The organism is uncultured Methylobacterium sp. (assembly GCF_964244095.1).
Lineage (GTDB): Bacteria > Pseudomonadota > Alphaproteobacteria > Rhizobiales > Beijerinckiaceae > Methylobacterium.
Map to the genome: position 1 here is coordinate 1 of NZ_CAXTHR010000106.1, position 15,134 is coordinate 15,134.

The 15,134-nt window shown below is 70.9% G+C and carries 18 protein-coding genes; 3 read left to right on the forward strand and 15 right to left on the reverse strand.

The features are described 5' to 3' along the window. Positions 1-7: 7 nt before the first annotated feature. On the forward strand, positions 8-334 hold the full coding sequence (gene rpsU, locus ACFE86_RS15840) for a 30S ribosomal protein S21 (protein ID WP_375456306.1): 327 nt from the start codon (positions 8-10) through the stop codon (positions 332-334). A 164-nt stretch (positions 335-498) separates the two neighbouring features. Here the strand turns inward: rpsU and ACFE86_RS15845 are convergent, their stop codons facing one another. After that, positions 499-891 carry a response regulator gene (locus ACFE86_RS15845; RefSeq protein WP_375456289.1) on the reverse strand — a complete coding sequence of 131 codons (393 nt, stop codon included), beginning with the start codon at positions 889-891 and terminating at the stop codon, positions 499-501. Positions 892-1,210: 319 nt separating this feature from the next. On the opposite strand from ACFE86_RS15845, the gene ACFE86_RS15850 reads away from it, so the two are divergent. After that, the gene (locus ACFE86_RS15850; protein ID WP_375456290.1) at positions 1,211-2,002 is read left to right on the forward strand and encodes a class II glutamine amidotransferase; all 792 of its coding nucleotides are present in this window, start codon (positions 1,211-1,213) and stop codon (positions 2,000-2,002) included. Positions 2,003-2,121: 119 nt separating this feature from the next. Continuing rightward, complete coding sequence (locus ACFE86_RS15855) at positions 2,122-3,555, forward strand: NAD-dependent succinate-semialdehyde dehydrogenase (protein WP_375456291.1); 1,434 nt, start codon at positions 2,122-2,124, stop codon at positions 3,553-3,555. A 68-nt stretch (positions 3,556-3,623) separates the two neighbouring features. Here the strand turns inward: ACFE86_RS15855 and ACFE86_RS15860 are convergent, their stop codons facing one another. The 14 genes from ACFE86_RS15860 to ACFE86_RS15925 form a co-directional block, all read right to left on the reverse strand. Beyond that, complete coding sequence (locus tag ACFE86_RS15860) at positions 3,624-3,830, reverse strand: SlyX family protein (RefSeq protein ID WP_375456292.1); 207 nt, start codon at positions 3,828-3,830, stop codon at positions 3,624-3,626. Then, positions 3,827-4,573 (reverse strand): rhodanese-like domain-containing protein, encoded by a 747-nt coding sequence (locus ACFE86_RS15865; protein WP_375456293.1) that lies wholly within the window; start codon positions 4,571-4,573, stop codon positions 3,827-3,829. Before ACFE86_RS15865 ends, ACFE86_RS15860 begins: the two co-directional genes overlap by 4 nt. A gap of 165 nt (positions 4,574-4,738) precedes the next feature. Further along, positions 4,739-5,059, reverse strand: a complete 321-nt coding sequence (locus ACFE86_RS15870; RefSeq protein ID WP_375456294.1) for a GIY-YIG nuclease family protein — start codon at positions 5,057-5,059, stop codon at positions 4,739-4,741. 55 nt (positions 5,060-5,114) lie between these two features. Then, entirely contained in the window at positions 5,115-8,285 is a 3,171-nt protein-coding gene (polA, locus tag ACFE86_RS15875) for a DNA polymerase I (protein ID WP_375456295.1), read from the reverse strand. 43 nt (positions 8,286-8,328) lie between these two features. Then, positions 8,329-8,703 (reverse strand): DUF86 domain-containing protein, encoded by a 375-nt coding sequence (locus tag ACFE86_RS15880; protein WP_375456296.1) that lies wholly within the window; start codon positions 8,701-8,703, stop codon positions 8,329-8,331. Further along, the gene (locus ACFE86_RS15885; protein WP_375456297.1) at positions 8,672-8,968 is read right to left on the reverse strand and encodes a nucleotidyltransferase family protein; all 297 of its coding nucleotides are present in this window, start codon (positions 8,966-8,968) and stop codon (positions 8,672-8,674) included. Before ACFE86_RS15885 ends, ACFE86_RS15880 begins: the two co-directional genes overlap by 32 nt. A 42-nt stretch (positions 8,969-9,010) precedes the next feature. Continuing rightward, entirely contained in the window at positions 9,011-10,159 is a 1,149-nt protein-coding gene (locus ACFE86_RS15890; RefSeq protein ID WP_375456298.1) for a YihY/virulence factor BrkB family protein, read from the reverse strand. Positions 10,160-10,350: 191 nt separating this feature from the next. After that, entirely contained in the window at positions 10,351-11,310 is a 960-nt protein-coding gene (locus ACFE86_RS15895; protein ID WP_375456299.1) for a hypothetical protein, read from the reverse strand. Between the two features lie 76 nt (positions 11,311-11,386). Beyond that, a complete protein-coding gene (locus tag ACFE86_RS15900; RefSeq protein WP_375456300.1) occupies positions 11,387-12,049 on the reverse strand; it encodes an alpha-ketoglutarate-dependent dioxygenase AlkB in 663 nt (220 codons plus the stop codon). Between the two features lie 10 nt (positions 12,050-12,059). Beyond that, entirely contained in the window at positions 12,060-12,695 is a 636-nt protein-coding gene (locus ACFE86_RS15905; RefSeq protein ID WP_375456301.1) for a 2,3-bisphosphoglycerate-dependent phosphoglycerate mutase, read from the reverse strand. Between the two features lie 86 nt (positions 12,696-12,781). Further along, entirely contained in the window at positions 12,782-13,579 is a 798-nt protein-coding gene (gene dapB, locus ACFE86_RS15910) for a 4-hydroxy-tetrahydrodipicolinate reductase (RefSeq protein WP_375456302.1), read from the reverse strand. Between the two features lie 225 nt (positions 13,580-13,804). Beyond that, positions 13,805-14,002 carry a DUF2283 domain-containing protein gene (locus tag ACFE86_RS15915; RefSeq protein ID WP_375456303.1) on the reverse strand — a complete coding sequence of 66 codons (198 nt, stop codon included), beginning with the start codon at positions 14,000-14,002 and terminating at the stop codon, positions 13,805-13,807. Continuing rightward, a complete protein-coding gene (locus tag ACFE86_RS15920; protein ID WP_375456304.1) occupies positions 13,999-14,175 on the reverse strand; it encodes a hypothetical protein in 177 nt (58 codons plus the stop codon). The genes ACFE86_RS15915 and ACFE86_RS15920 overlap by 4 nt, the downstream gene beginning before the upstream one ends. A gap of 167 nt (positions 14,176-14,342) precedes the next feature. Continuing rightward, positions 14,343-15,134: UdgX family uracil-DNA binding protein (locus tag ACFE86_RS15925; RefSeq protein WP_375456305.1), on the reverse strand; the 792-nt coding region annotated here is incomplete at its 5' end.

Here is a 15,134-nt window from a genome sequence, read left to right on the forward strand (position 1 = left end):
CAGTCCGTTGCAGGTACTCGTTCGCGACAACAACGTCGATCAGGCGCTCCGCGTCCTCAAGAAGAAGATGCAGCGCGAGGGCATCTTCCGCGAGATGAAGCAGCGCAAGGCCTACGAGAAGCCGTCCGTCCGCAAGGCTCGTGAGAAGGCCGAGGCCGTGCGCCGCGCCCGCAAGCAGGCCCGCAAGACCGCGATCCGCGAGGGCCTGATCGCCGCGCCGAAGCCGAAGCCGCGTTTCGGCGCCGGCGCGCCCCGCCGCCCCGGCTTCCCGTCGATGACCCCGTCCGCGCCGCTCGCCGGCGGCGCCGCTCCGGCGACGCCCGCAGCCGAGTAAGCCACGCCCGGCGGCACCGCCGGGACGGCGGATGGCGATCGAGGAGGCCCGGCCGTTCGCGCGGCGCGGGCCTTCTTCGCGTCGGGAGCGGGCGCCGCACGGGCCCGCCCCGGTATGCCATCGCCGAGGACGGTCGGGTCTGGACGGTCAGGCGCAAAGGACGATCAGGCCGCGCGGGCGGCATCCGTCGCGTGCTCGGCCTGGACCAGCACGTCGAGCGCCCGCCAGGGCTTCTGCATGAACACCGCCTGCGGCGGCAGGCCCGCGTCGCCGCTGGCGTCGTAGCCGGAGGTGACCACGACCCGCACGTCCGGCCAGCGGCGTTCGACCGTGCGCGCGAGCGCCAGCCCGTCCATGGCGCCCGGCAGGCGCACGTCCGCGAACAGCAGCGCGACGGTGACGTCGTCCCGCTCCAGCACCGAGATCGCGGCTTCGGCGCTGTCGCAGGCGATCACGTCGAGATCGGTCTCCTCCAGCACGGCGGCGGCGAGGTTTCGGACCGCGGCATCGTCCTCGACGACGAGGGCGACGGCGCAAACGGACGGGACATGGCCCATTGGACCTCCTTCATGCGATGCTGCGGATGCGTCCCGGGCGGCGCGGCCCCGGAGCCGGGCCGCTGATTCCCGGGGCGGCCATGCTGCGCCGTGCCGAAGCCGGTAACAAGAGTCCGATTCCGTATCGTGCCGCATGCCTGCCCTGCGACCGGTTTGCCGGCAATCCGACCATGCCCGCACAAAGTCCGGGCATGCGGCCGCACGTTAGCGAACTGTTCAGCATCGGCCCTCGAATGTTACGCTTCGGCGACGGTGCGGGCGCCGCGGGGCAGTCCGGCGGGCTCGCGGCATCGCGGATAGAACGAGGTCGGCCCCAGCCATGTGCCGCTTTCTCGCCTACCTTGGTGAGCCGGTCTTCCTCTCGGACCTCGTCTGCGCGCCGACGCATTCGCTGGTGCACCAGTCGCTCCACGCCGAGCAGGGGAAGACCGAGACCAACGGCGACGGCTTCGGCCTCGGCTGGTACGGCGAGCGGGCCGAGCCCGGCCTCTACCGCGACATCTCGCCGGCGTGGTCCGACGAGAACCTCGTGAACCTCTGCGGGCAGGTCCGGGCGCGGACCTTCTTCGCGCATGTGCGCGCCTCGACGGGTACGGCGACCGCGCGGACCAACTGCCATCCGTTCGTGCACGGCCGGCACCTGTTCATGCACAACGGCCAGATCGGCGGCTACCACAAGATCAAGCGCCGCATCGAGGCGCTGATCCCCGACGCGCTCTACGACGGGCGCCGCGGCAGCACCGATTCCGAGGCGCTCTTCCTGCTCGCGATGGCCAACGGCCTCGCCGAGGACCCGGTCGGCGCCATGGCCGAGACGCTGGCCACCGTGCGCGGCCTGATGCGGGCGGCCGCGATCACCGAACCGCTGCGCTTCACCGCGCTGCTCACCGACGGCGACGAGATCGTCGCCTATCGCTGGGCCTGCGACGGGCGGCCGCCGAGCCTGTATTTTCGCGAGACCGAGACCGGGCTGGTGGTGGTCTCCGAGCCGATCGACGGCGTCAGAGACGGCTGGCAGGTGGTGCCGAAGGGCGGCACGCTCAGGGCGCGCCGCGGCGGCCCGGCCGTGGTGAAGGGGCCCGAGCCGGTCAGGCGCCGCATCGCCGCCTGACGGCGCGGGTCCATTCCGGCGGCCCCATGCCGGGCCGCCTTGCCCGCGGGCGCCTCGTGCCCGACATAGCCCCCGTCGCCGGCCCCCGCGGCCGGCCGAGCAGGGATCGCGGTGCCGCCATGTATCCGGACGTCAGACTTCACATCGCCGGCGCCTGGGGCGCCGGCTCGGACGGCGAGACGCTGCCGGTGCTCAACCCCGCCACCGGCGAGACCATCGGCCGATGCGCCGTCGCCACGCAAGGGGACCTCGACCGGGCGCTGGAGGCGGCCGCCCGCGGCTTCGCGCAGTGGCGCAAGGTCTCGGCCTTCGACCGGGCCAAGGTGCTGCGCCGCGCCGCCGACCTGCTGCGCGAGCGCGCGGAGGACATCGCCCGGATCATGACCCTGGAGCAGGGCAAGCCGCTCGCCGAGGCCCGCGTCGAGACGCTGGCGGCCGCCGACGTCACCGACTGGTTCGCGGAGGAGGGCAAGCGCGCCTACGGCCGCGTCATCCCGCCCCGCGCCGAGGGCGTGCTCCAGTTCGTGGTGCGCGAGCCGGTCGGGCCGGTGGCCTGCTTCACGCCCTGGAACTTCCCGATCAACCAGGCGGTGCGCAAGATCGCCGCCGCGCTCTGCGCCGGCTGCTCGGTGATCCTGAAGGGTCCCGAGGACACGCCCGCGAGCTGCGCCGAGCTGGTGCGCGCCTACCTCGACGCCGGCGTGCCGGGCGATTGCCTGTCGCTCGTCTACGGCGACCCGGCGACGATTTCCTCGTACCTGATCCCGCATCCCGTCGTGCGGAAGATCTCGTTCACCGGCTCGACGGTGGTGGGCAAGCAGCTCGCGGCGCTCGCCGGCCTGCACATGAAGCGCGCGACGATGGAACTCGGCGGCCACGCGCCGGCGATCGTGTTCGGCGATGCCGACGTCGAGAAGGCGGTGGCGGTGCTCGGCGCCAACAAGTTCCGCAACGCCGGCCAGGTCTGCGTCGCGCCGACCCGCTTCCTCGTCCACGATTCGGTGTTCGACCGGTTCGTCGACGGCTTCACCAGCCTCGCCTCGAACCTGACGGTCGGCGACGGGCTCGATCCGGATACGAAGATGGGCCCGCTGATCCACGGCCGCCGCCTGGAGGCGATGGAGGCGCTGGTGGCCGACGCGAGCGCGCAAGGGGCCAGCTTGCGCACCGGCGGCAAGCGCATCGGCAACCGCGGCAACTTCTTCGAGCCGACGGTGCTCACCGACCTGCCGCTGACCGCGCGGATCATGAACGAGGAGCCGTTCGGCCCGGTCGCCGCGATCCAGCGGTTCTCCGACGACGCCGAGGCCTACGCGGAGGCCAACCGCCTGCCCTACGGGCTCGCGGCCTACGCCTACACCCGCTCGGCGGAGCGGGCGACGCGGGTGTCGAACGCGGTCGAGAGCGGCATGGTCTCGATCAACCACCACGGCATCGCGCTCCCTGAGACGCCCTTCGGCGGCGTCAAGGAATCCGGCTACGGCAGCGAGGGCGGCACCGAGGCGCTGGACGGCTACCTCGCGACGAAGTTCGTCACGCAGGCGAGTTTCTAGGACGCGTCGGAATCGCTGACGATCTTCCATCCCCCCGCAGAGGGGGGAGGGAAGAGGCTACGTCCCGCTCAATAATGCGGCGGCGGAGGCTCGGCCCCTCCGGCAGCGGTGCGGGTACCCGCCTCCTCGACGCGCTCGGTCAGCGATTCCACCTGCCGCCTCAGCCGGTCGATCACGCGCCATTGCTCGGTGACCGTGCGGTTGAGGTCGTCGATCGTCGCGTCCTGCTCGGTCAGGCGCATTTCGAGATGATCGATGCGTGCCGAATCGGTCATCGCAAGGCCTCCGGCGGATGGTCGGGCCGCTCGGCAAGCGCCGGCCCGAGCGCGATGCGGCCGTCGAAGACGAAGCAGTCGCCGGTCCAGCGGCTCGTCGCCTCCGAGACCGTCTCGAGATATTTCAGGATGCCGCCCCGGAGCAGGTGGACGCGTTCGAAGCCGCGTGCCTTGAGATAGGCGCCGGCCTTCTCGCAGCGGATGCCGCCGGTGCAGAACAGCGCCAGTTCCGCGCCCGGATCGAGCGTCTCGGCAAACTCGCGAAAATCGCCGAAGCGCGTCAGCCCCGGATCGACCGCGCCGTCGAACGTGCCGAGCGCCACCTCGAACCGGTTGCGGGTGTCGATCGCGACCACGCCGGGCCGGTCGAGCAGCGCGTTCCAGTCCTCCGGCGCGACGGAGGTGCCGGCGCCGTTCGCCGGATCGGTGGCACCGCCGTCGAAGGTCACGATCTCGGGCTTGCGCTTCACCTTCATCCGCTGGAACGGCGGGGCTTCGGCGATCGACAGCTTGCATTCGAGCCGGTCGAGCCGCCCATCGAACAGGTCCGGCCCATTCAACGCGGCCAGGAAGGTTTCGATCGCCTCCGGTGAACCGGAGACCGTGCCGTTGATGCCTTCACGGGCCAGCAGCAGCGTGCCGGTGAGGTCGAGGTCCTGGCACGCGCGCTCCAGCGCCGGTGCGAGCGTGGCGGCATCGGGGAGGGGGACGAACTGATAGAGGGCGGCGACGGTCTCGGGCATCGCGGGGCTTTAGCAGGGGAGTGCGCAGTGGGGAATTCAAGGCTTCGCCGATCCCATCCACACCCTCATCCTGAGGCGCCGCAGCGAAGCGGAGGCTTTGACGGAGCACTCCAGCAGTCTCGCGATCCCTGGAGGGCTCCTTCGAAGCCCGCTCGCGCGGGCGCCTCAGAACGAGGGGGATGCGTCGGACCTGCGTTTGGCTGCGGCGCGCTTGGCGTGGCGTTGTAGGTCTTCCCAATCGCCGCGGATCAGAGCTTCCTTCTTCGCGCGGCTCCACCCCTTGAGGCGCCGCTCATAGGCCACCGCCTCGTCGAACCGCAGAAACTGTTCCGCCCAGACCAGCGTGACCGGACGGCGACGGCTGGTGTACCCGGGATAGGTCCCGGCTTGATGCTCGCCGAGACGTCTGTCCAGCAATTCTCCACGCGCCGACCCGATGTCATAGCTCCCATCCGCACGGCACAGGATGTAGACGAAGGCTTTCATCGCGAACGGGAAGGCTCGATTTCAGCACGGTACCGGATCGGCGCCCGATCGATCCTTAATGCGCCTCCTCCCAGTTCTCCGCCGCCCGCGCCTCCACCACCAACGGCACGTGCAGCGTCAGGGCCGGAGCCGGCGCTTCCTCCATGATCCGCGCGATCACCGGGATCGCCCGCTCCACCTCGTCCGCATGGGCCTCGAACACCAGTTCGTCGTGCACCTGCAGCAGCATGCGAACGTTCAGGTGTTCGGCGACGAGGGCCGCTTCCATCCGGGTCATCGCCCGGCGGATGATGTCGGCCGCCGTGCCCTGGATCGGGGCGTTGATCGCCTGGCGCTCGACGCTGGCGCGCTCCGAGGGGTTGTTGGAGCGGATCTGGGGATAGTGGCAGACGCGGCCGAACAGGGTCGTGACGTAGCCCTTGTCGCGGCAGAGCTTCTTCGTGGTGTCGATGTAGTCGCGGATGCCGGGGAAACGCTCGAAATACTGCTTGATGAAGGCCGATGCCTCCTCGCGGCCGATGCCGAGGCGGTCGGCCAGCCCGAAGGCCGAGATACCGTAGATGATCCCGAAGTTGATGGTCTTGGCCCGGCGCCGCAGGTCCGGCGTCATGTCGCCGAGCGCGACCCCGAACATCGCCGAGGCGGTGGCCGCGTGGATGTCGATGCTGTCGGCGAACGCCTGGCGAAGCTGCGGGATGTCGGCCATGTGGGCGAGCAGCCGCAGTTCGATCTGGCTGTAATCGGCCGAGATCAGGCGGTTGCCGGGGTCGGCGACGAAGGCGCGGCGGATGCGCCGGCCTTCTTCCGTGCGGATCGGGATGTTCTGCAGGTTCGGGTCGGAGGAAGAGAGCCGGCCGGTGGTGGTGGCGGCGAGCGAGAACGAGGTGTGGACCCGGTCCGTGCCGCGGTCGGCGTGCTCCTGGAGCGCGTCCGTGTAGGTTGATTTCAGCTTGGCGAGTTGGCGCCAGTTGAGGATCTTCTTCGGGAGCTCGTGGCCGGCCTGGGCCAGCTCCTCCAGCAGCGTCGCGGGCGTCGCCCACTGGCCCGACGGGGTCTTCTTGGCGCCGGGCAGGCCGAGCTTGCCGAACAGGATGTCGCCGATCTGCTTCGGCGACGACACCTGGAATCGCTCGCCGGCATCCTCCTGGATCTCCTCCTCCAGCCGCACGAGGATCTGCGAGAAGTCGCCCGACAGGCGCGAGAGCATGTTGCGGTCGACGCGGATGCCGCGCTGCTCCATGCGCGCCACCACCCGCACCAGCGGGCGCTCCAGGGTCTCGTAGACGGCCATGCGCCGCTCGGCGACGAGGCGCGGCTTCATCATCCGCCACAGCCGCAGGGTCACGTCGGCGTCCTCGGCCGCGTAGGCGGTCGCCTTGTCGAGCGGCACCCGGTCGAAGGTGACCTTGGCGCGGCCGGTGCCGGCCACGTCCGCGAAGGTTATCGGCTGGTGGCCGAGGTGGCGGCGGGCGAGTTCGTCCATGCCGTGGCCGCCCTTGCCGGCGTCGAGCACGTAGGAGATCAGCATGGTGTCGTCGAACGGCGCCACGTCGATCCCGTAGCGGGCGAACACCAGCCAGTCGTACTTGAGGTTCTGCGCGACCTTGAGCACGCCCGCGTTCTCGAGCAGCGGCTTCAGGCGGGCGATCGCGTCGTCGAGCCCGATCTGGCTCGGCAGCGGCTCGACGAGGTCGGACGCCGCCGCGCCGCCGCCGAACAGGTCGCCGGCATCGGGCTCGGCCTCGATCGCGCGCACGTGCGCGAGCGGAATGTAGGCGGCCCGGCCCGGCGCGACGCAGAGCGAGACGCCGACGAGGTTGGCATGGTGCGCGTCGAGGCTGTCGGTCTCGGTGTCGACCGCGATCACGCCGGCCTCCTCGGCCTCCGCGATCCACGCGTCGAGGTGTTCCAGCGTCAGGACCGTCTCGTAGGCCGCCGTGTCGAACGGCTTTGCCGATTCGGCCGCGCGCGCGGCGACGAGGTTCGAGGGCGTCGGCTCGGCCGGGCCGCGGGGCTTCGGCGCCGCGTCCGGCAGGCCGAGGTCGGCGAAGGGGTCGATCTCGCCGGAGCCGGGGGGCGCCGCCCCGTCCGCGCCCTCGTGGCCGGCGGCCGCGGTCTCCGGGTCCGGCGGCACGGCATCGCCGAAGAACGGCACCGCGTCGCTGCCCCCTTGCGGGTTGGCGTAGGCGTGCGGGCTGCCGCCGGGCAGCAGCCGCGGATCGGGCTTCACCGCTTCGGGATCGACGTGCAGCATCGCGGCGATGCGGCGCGTCAGGGTGTTGAACTCCATCGCCTTCAGGAAGCCGACCAGCCGCTCCGGGTCGGGCTCGGGCAGGGCGAGATCGTCCAGCGCCACCGGCACGTCGACGTCCTCGACGAGCGCCACGAGCTTTCGCGAGAGCCTAGCTTGCTCGACGTTGGCCTGGAGCGCCTCGCGGCGCTTGGGCTGCTTGATCTCGCCGGCCCGCTCCAGCAGCGCCTCGAGGCTGCCGAATTCCTTGATCAGGGCGGCTGCGGTCTTCAGGCCGATGCCGGGCACCCCCGGCACGTTGTCGGAGGTGTCGCCGATCAGCGCCAGCGCGTCGCCGATCTGGGCCGGGTTCAAGCCCTCCCACTTGGCGACGATGGCCTCGACATCGAGGTTGCGCTCCGGGCGATATCCGGGCTTGCCCCTGACGCCCGACTCGAAGTCGTAGAACCGCACCAGGGGGCCGACGAGCTGCATCAGGTCCTTGTCGGAGGAGACGATGATGACGCCGGCGCCCCGCGCCTCGGCCTGACGCGCGTAGGTGGCGATCAGGTCGTCGGCCTCGTAGCGCTCCATCTCGATGGCGTGCAGGCCGAAGGCGCGCACCGCGTCGCGCATCAGCGGCATCTGCCGCTTGAGGTCGTCGGGCGCGTCCGGGCGGTGGCTCTTGTAGTCGGGATACATCTCCTTGCGGAACGAGTTCTCGGATTTGTCGAAGACGATGCCGAGATGCGTCGGCATCGTGCCGGCGGCGCCCTCCTGCACGAACTGCGCGATCTTGGTGCAGAACATCCGCACGGCGCCGGTCGGCAGGCCGTCGGAGGGGCGAAAGTTATACTTGTCCCCGTCCCGCGTGTTCATCGACTGGAAGTAGGCGCGGAAGACGAACGACGAGCCGTCCACCAGGATCACTTGGTCGCCGGGGCCGACGGGGGAGGGCTCGGGGACGATCGCCGGTTCGGCTGCGCTGCTGGTCATTGTGCAATCGTACCGGAGAAGGGGGCGCGCGTCGTCGCGGCGGTCAAGAGGAAGCGTCGGACTGGCGCAGCTCTGTCCTGCACAGGACCACGATGTCTGCCATCCTGTCGTGGACCGTCCGCCAGATCAGCGCGGCGGAGACGCTCTTGTAGCGATGCCGGTAGACGTTGCCGGCGTCCGCGATCTGCCGCCACGGGATGTGCGGATGGCGCGTCCGCGTATCGGCGTCGACGCGGCGGCTCGCCTCGGAGATGATTTCGAGGCAGCGGGTCACGGCGTAGACGGTGCGCCGGTCTGCCTCGAGGGTGGCGAAACTCATCCCGGCGACGAAGTCGCGTGCGGCCTCGGCGTTCTCAGGGATGCCAAGCAGCGCATCACGGCCGGCCTCAGAAAGCATGAACCGCGTCGCGCTCCGCACTCGGGCGAACGTGCGGCTTCAGCATGGTCCGGCTGGCAACATCGACAGCGATCGGGAAAAGATCTGCGAGAAACCCGATGACTCCGGCGTAGTCGTAGACGTCGCGCACCACATCCCCGTCGATCTCGATCATCACGTCGAGGTCGCTGCCGGCATGCGCCTCGCCGCGGGCGACCGAGCCGAACAGCGCGGCGTGGCGCATGCCGCGCAGCCGAAGCTCGGCCTCGTTGGCCCGGAGGATGTCGATGGCGGCGCCGCGATCCATGGCGCGAGCCTAACCCGGATCACGGCCCGACTGAAGCCCGCATCAGGCCGCCGCACCCACGGTGTCGGCCATCTTCGCCTTGCGCGTGCCGAGGGGCTCGGGTTTGCCCACCGTGGTGTCCTCGGCGGTCTGGTGCTCCATCTCGGCGTTGATCTCCGCGCCGATGAGCACGATGATCGTCGAGATCCAGATCCAGGTCATGAAGCCGATCACGGCGCCGAGCGACCCGTAGGTCTTGTTGTAGCTGCCGAAGTTCGACACGTACCAGGAGAACAGCACCGAGGCGGTGATCCACAGGAGCGCCGCGATGGCGCTGCCCCAGGTGACCCAGCGCCAGCGCGGCGCGTCCCGGCTCGGCCCGTAGCGGTACAGCAGCGCGAGCGCGCCCAGCACCACGACGAGCAGCACGGGAAAGCGCAGCAGCGAGAGCAGCCACGCCTGGTCGCTCAGGCCCACGAACTTGAACGCGATCGGCGCCACGACGATGCCGGCGAGCGCCAGGACGATGAACAGCAGCGCGCCGGCGGTGAAGCCCAGGGAGCGCAGGTTGAGCCAGAAGAAGTTCCGGCTCTCGCGCTCCTCGTAGACGATGTTGAGCGCGTCGAACACCGCCTTCATGCCGCCGTTGGCGCTCCACAGCGACAGGGCGAGGCCGGTGAAGAAGGTGATGCCCAGCGTCGCGTTGCCCTGCTCGTTGATGCGCTTGACCTGCTCGCCGATGATCTCGACCGCGCCGGACGGCATCATGCTGGACAGGCTCTGGAGCTGGTCGTTGATCGTCGAGGCGTCCGCGATCAGGCCGTAGATGGACACGAGCGCGGCGATTGCCGGGAAGATCGCCAGCAGCACGTAGAAGGTGACGCCGGCGGCGACCGAGACGAGGCGGTTCTCGGAGATGTCGTGGAAGACGCGAAGGCCGATATCCTTCCAGCCGCTCGCCGGGATCTCGGAGGGCGTCGTGGCCCGCCGCCCGCGATCGCCCTGCGCGCGCGCGACCGCCTCGGCCTCGCCGCCGGCATGGGACGGCGAGGGCTGGCGCGGGGCCTCGTCCGGCCCTCCGCCGGGCCGGTCCCGCCCGCGTCGATAGGGCAGGGCGGCGATGCCGACGAGGGTCGCGGCCAGCGCCAGCGTCCACACCGTCGAACTCCCGCCCTCCGTGGCGGCGGGGATAGGGCTTCGCTTATCGCTCATGGACGGCCTCGCCTCGACGTCCGTCGAAGGGACGGCGCTCGGAACGACAACAGGCGGTCGCGCCGGTCGGTTTCACGGGTATGTGATCGAAGTCTCGGGAGCGTCCGTCGCACAGGCCGCGGGGGGCGCGGGCCTGCGCCCCCCATCCCGGCGCGGGCCGCCGCGTCATGCGGATCGGCCGGTTGCGGCGTCTACTTCACCTGCACGCTGTCCACGACCGCGCGGAACTTGGCCAGCGTGCCCTCGCGCTGATCTTCGCGGACGACGCCCAGCGCCCGCAGATACCCGTCCGGCGCGAAGCGGATGGTCTGGGAGATCACGACTGCGGTGTTGGTCGGCAGGTCGACGGCGCGCGCCACGATCTCGTGCCAGTCGGTGCCGTTGGAGCGGTAGCCCTGCGCCCGCTCGATCACGAAGTCCTTCATGGTCTGGTTGGCGTAGAGCGCCGCCTTGGCGAAGGCGTCGCGCTGCTCGGCCGGGGGCGGCTGCTGCACCGCCTGGGCGAGCACCAGGATCGGCTGCTCGAGGTTCGTCATCTGGTCCTTCGGCCCGTCCGTCATCAGGACGGAGTTGCCGGCGAGCACCCGCACCGGGCGGAAGCCCGCCGGGTCGGCGATGCGGAAGGGCAGCGCCTCGACCTGCTCGGCCAGCGAGAGCGCCGGCCGGATCGTCACGCCGGTGACGAGGCCGCGCATGGTCGTCTCGGTCTCGGCGTCGGGCAGCGCCTGCCCGATGATCAGGCCGGTGACGGTCGGGTCGCCGACGAGCAGCAGCCACTTGCGGATCGCGGGCTGGCCGGCGCCCGCCTCGCCGGGCTGCACGCCGGTGAACAGCATGCCCTCGGCCTCGCCGATCTTGAGCGGCTCGCGGGTCTCGACCGTGAAGCCCTGGCTGCGCAGGTTGGCGTCGGTGAAGGTCTGCACGAGGTCGGCGAAGGCGGCCGGCGGCAGCTCGACCACCGACAGCGTGGCGCCGCCCTCCCTGCGCTCGAAACCCGAGAACCGCCGCGAGGGCGCCATGTCGGCGGGCGGCTCGAAGCCGAAGCGCGAACCCGCCGGGTAGACCGGCTCGGCGGCGCGGACCGGCGGCGACCCCGCGAGGCCGAGGACCGCCAGCACTCCGAGGAAGCGAATCACGTGGCGCAGCCGCATCGGACCTGAGTCTCCGTCGGACACCCCGGCTGAGCGCCCATCCGGGAGCGATGGGTCGGCCCCTGCGCGAACCCTGTCAAGCGTGCGGCTCCCCGTGCGGCGGCGTCACCCGCCGGAGCGTCAGGTTGCAGCGCCCGCCCGGCGGCAGGAGGCCGGGCAGCACCGCGTCCGCCTCCGACAGCAGGTCGCCACCGGAGAAGATCCGGTCGATGCCGTGATGGATCAGGCGCGAGGGGCCGCCGATCACCAGGGCGTCGCCGGGCCTCAGGCGGAGTGAACGGGTCGGGTCGCTCCGCCGGAGGCCGCCGTAGCGGAACAGGGCCGGCGCGCCGAGCGACAGCGACAGCACGGGCGCCGAGAGGTCGGCCTCGTCGCGATCCTGGTGCAGGCCCATGCGGGCGCCCGGCCCGTAGAGGTTGACCAGGCACGCCTCCGGCGGCGCGGGATGGCCGGCGAGCGCCGTCCAGGCGGCGAGCGCGGTGGCGGGCATCGCCGGCCACGGCCGGCCGGTCTCGGGATGGGTCGGCTGGTAGCGGTAGCCCGCCCGGTCGGAGACCCAGCCGAGCGGCCCGCCGTTCGACATCCGCACGGAGAAGGGCTTGCCCGTGCGCGGCATCGTCGGCGTGAAGGGCGGCGCGTCCGCCAGAAGTTTTGCCACCTCGGCCGCGAGCCTGCGCCGGGCGGCCGCATCCATCCAGCCCGGATGATGGATCAGGCCCGGGGCAAGCTCGACCGGCACCGGGGGCGGCTCAATCCTGATCGATGTCGCGCTCCAGCACGGCCTTCATCGCCACCGTGGTGTCGGCCTTCAGCCGGTAGACCAGCGGCACGCCGGTGGCGATCTCGAGGCCCGCGATGGTGGCGGTGGTCATGCGGTCGAGCACCATCACGAGAGCGCGCAGCGAGTTGCCGTGGGCGGCCACCAGCACCCGGTCGCCGGCCATCACGCGGGGCAGGATCGTCTCGATGTAGTAGGGCAGCACGCGCGCCGCGGTGTCCTTCAGGCTCTCGCCGCCGGGCGGCGGCACGTCGTAGGATCGGCGCCACTGGTGGACCTGCTCGGCGCCCCAGCGCGCCTTGGCGTCCTCCTTGTTAAGGCCGGACAGGTCGCCGTAATCGCGCTCGTTCAGGGCCTGGGCGCGGATCGTCTGGACGTCGGACAGGCCCATCTCCGCGAGCATCAGGGCGCAGGTGCGCTGCGCGCGCCCGAGGTCCGAGGTGAAGGCGACGTCGAAGCCGTAGCCCTCGCTCCTCAGCCAGCGCCCGGCCTTCAGGGCCTCCTCGACGCCGCGCTCGGTGAGATCCGGGTCGCGCCAGCCCGTGAACAGGTTCTTGAGGTTCCAGGTGCTCTGGCCGTGGCGAACGAGGACGAGCAGGCGGTCCATGGTCTGAGACTTTCTCGGATCGTTCCAGGTCGGCGAAGCTGCGGCGCTCGTAGCAGAGCCGTTGATGCCGCCCAAGCGCGGGTGGTCTACAGCCCGAGCACGTCGGCCATCGCGTAGAGGCCCGGTGGCCTGGGGTGGGCCCAGAGCGCCGCCTTCACCGCGCCGGCGGCGAACAGGCTGCGGTCCTCGGCGTGGTGCGACAGGGTGATGCGCTCAGCCTGGCCGGCGAAGATCACCGCATGGTCGCCGACGACGCTGCCGCCGCGCAGCGTCGCGAAGCCGATGTCGCCGGCCCTGCGCGCGCCGGTATGGCCGTCGCGGGTCGAGACGCGGACGTCGGCCAGATCCACGCCGCGGCCGGCGGCTGCCGCCTCGCCGAGCAGGAGCGCGGTGCCCGAGGGCGCGTCGACCTTCGCGCGGTGGTGCATCTCGGCGATCTCGATGTCGAACTCCGGCCCGAGCGCGGCCGCGACCCGCCGCACCAGCGCCGCCAGGAGGTTGACCCCGAGGGACATGTTGCCCGAGCGCACCAGCCGGGCATGGTAGGCGGCGGCCCGGAGCTTGGCGAGGTCGTCCTCCGACAGACCGGTGGTGCCGATCACGTGGACGATGCGGGCCTGCGCCGCGAGTTCGGCGAAGGCCACGGTCGCCGCCGGCACGGTGAAGTCGAGCACTCCGTCGCTCGCGGCGAAGGCCGCCAGCGGATCGTCGGTGACGGGGATTCCGAGCGGGTGCAGGCCGGCGAGCGTGCCGGCGTCGTGACCGAGGGCGTCCGACCCCGTCCGCTCGACCGCCGCGGAGAGCGTGCAGCCCTCGGCCTCCGCCACCGCGCGGATCAGCATCCGCCCCATGCGCCCGCCGGCGCCGACCACCACCAGCCGCATCGTCCCCGCCGTCCTTCGCCCTGCGCGTTCCGGGGGTTACAGGGCTGGTGCCCGGCTGCCAACCCATCTCGGCCCGCGCGCCGGGACACCGCCAGGTTCCATCGCGAGGACGTGCCGTCGCGTACGGATCTGGCCAGGCAATGCCACTAGGCGGACGCGGCAGCTACGCGTTGCACATCCCCGGTCCGACGGGGGAGGTAAGCCTCTTCCCAAAAACGATCGTGTTCAGGCCGCCGTCAGGATGCCGAAGTCGGCACCATCCGCGATCTGCTCCGACGCATCCAGGACCTCGATGCCGAGGACGCGCCTCTGCGAATCGAAGTCGAGAACGATGCCGGGACGGACCTCCTCGCTCTCGACGATCGGTCCGTCGGCGAGACGCAGGTAGAAAGCGTCCGCTTCGCTATCGTATCGCGTTTTCATGTCCTGACTCGTCTCCGGCCGCGATCGAAGAACACCGTGATGATACGGATCATATCGCCGTCGCGGACATATACAGCACGCAGGATGCGCCCACCACGTTCCGGCACGGCTCGATAAGCGCGCGTTCGCTCGGGGTGACCCGGGTCTGTTTCCTCGACGTCCGGCGTCGACACCGTGGCCTCGACTCAGGCGCGATCGATCGCACGTTCGACAAGATTGTCGCGTGCATGCGCCGTGTAGACGAAGGTCGGTTCGATCACGATTTCCGAGTAAACCTGAGACGGCCTCGATAGCGGTTCAGGACCATTGGGTTCGACTGATGTTCAAGGTATCGATCCGCTCAACCCGCCAACTCCCGTTCCAGCTCGCCCGCCCGCCGCAGGTCCGCGACGAAGGCCGCGTAGGCCTCCGCCTTCGCCGCGTCCGGCAGGCGCAGCAGGTAGGAGGGGTGGACGGTGACGAAGCCCTGGAAGCGGTCGCCCAGGCGCTCGAAGCGGAACGGCCCGCGGGCGCGGGTGACCGGGATCGCCTTGCCGGCCAGCGCCAGCACGGCGGTCGCGCCGAGCGCCACCACGAGCTTCGGGCCGACGAAATCGAGCTCCCGGTCGAGCCACCAGCGGTAATGGCTGACCTCGCCCGCCGTCGGCTTCTGGTGGATGCGGCGGCGGCCGCGCTCCTCGAACTTGAAGTGCTTGACGGCGTTCGTGAGGTAGCTCGCCGCCCGGTCGATCCCCGCCTCCTCCAGGGCGCGCGACAGCAACTGTCCCGCCGGCCCGACGAAGGGCCGGCCCTGCCGGTCCTCCTGGTCGCCCGGCTGCTCGCCGACGAAGGCAATCGCCGCGCCGACTTCGCCCTCGCCGAGCACGGCCTGCGTCGCACCGGGCACCAGCGGCTCGGAACGCCCGATGATCGCGTTCAGCGCGGCAAGGGATTTCGGGTCCTGATCCGCCATGGCGGCGACCGCCCGGGCCGGATCGCGCTTGAGCGGCATCTGCGGTGTCCTTTCGATCATCTGCATGGTGCGGGCGGCCGCCCCCCGGACGAGGCCGGGGATGGCGGCGGTCTCCGGCAGGTTGTGCCAGTACTTCTTCGGCATCTCGGCCCGCATCGCCTTCAGGTTGGTGCGGGCCGG

Bases quoted from the DNA above. Each gene is read 5' to 3' on its own strand.
- ACFE86_RS15860 (WP_375456292.1), bottom strand. From the start codon at position 3,830: ATGACCGATTCGGCACGCATCGATCATCTCGAAATGCGCCTGACCGAG.
- ACFE86_RS15890 (WP_375456298.1), bottom strand. From the start codon at position 10,159: ATGAGCGATAAGCGAAGCCCTATCCCCGCCGCCACGGAGGGCGGGAGT.
- ACFE86_RS15845 (WP_375456289.1), bottom strand. From the start codon at position 891: ATGGGCCATGTCCCGTCCGTTTGCGCCGTCGCCCTCGTCGTCGAGGAC.
- ACFE86_RS15870 (WP_375456294.1), bottom strand. From the start codon at position 5,059: ATGAAAGCCTTCGTCTACATCCTGTGCCGTGCGGATGGGAGCTATGAC.
- ACFE86_RS15855 (WP_375456291.1), top strand. From the start codon at position 2,122: ATGTATCCGGACGTCAGACTTCACATCGCCGGCGCCTGGGGCGCCGGC.
- polA (WP_375456295.1), bottom strand. From the start codon at position 8,285: ATGACCAGCAGCGCAGCCGAACCGGCGATCGTCCCCGAGCCCTCCCCC.
- ACFE86_RS15895 (WP_375456299.1), bottom strand. From the start codon at position 11,310: ATGCGGCTGCGCCACGTGATTCGCTTCCTCGGAGTGCTGGCGGTCCTC.
- ACFE86_RS15865 (WP_375456293.1), bottom strand. From the start codon at position 4,573: ATGCCCGAGACCGTCGCCGCCCTCTATCAGTTCGTCCCCCTCCCCGAT.
- ACFE86_RS15915 (WP_375456303.1), bottom strand. From the start codon at position 14,002: ATGAAAACGCGATACGATAGCGAAGCGGACGCTTTCTACCTGCGTCTC.
- dapB (WP_375456302.1), bottom strand. From the start codon at position 13,579: ATGCGGCTGGTGGTGGTCGGCGCCGGCGGGCGCATGGGGCGGATGCTG.
- ACFE86_RS15885 (WP_375456297.1), bottom strand. From the start codon at position 8,968: ATGGATCGCGGCGCCGCCATCGACATCCTCCGGGCCAACGAGGCCGAG.
- ACFE86_RS15905 (WP_375456301.1), bottom strand. From the start codon at position 12,695: ATGGACCGCCTGCTCGTCCTCGTTCGCCACGGCCAGAGCACCTGGAAC.
- ACFE86_RS15850 (WP_375456290.1), top strand. From the start codon at position 1,211: ATGTGCCGCTTTCTCGCCTACCTTGGTGAGCCGGTCTTCCTCTCGGAC.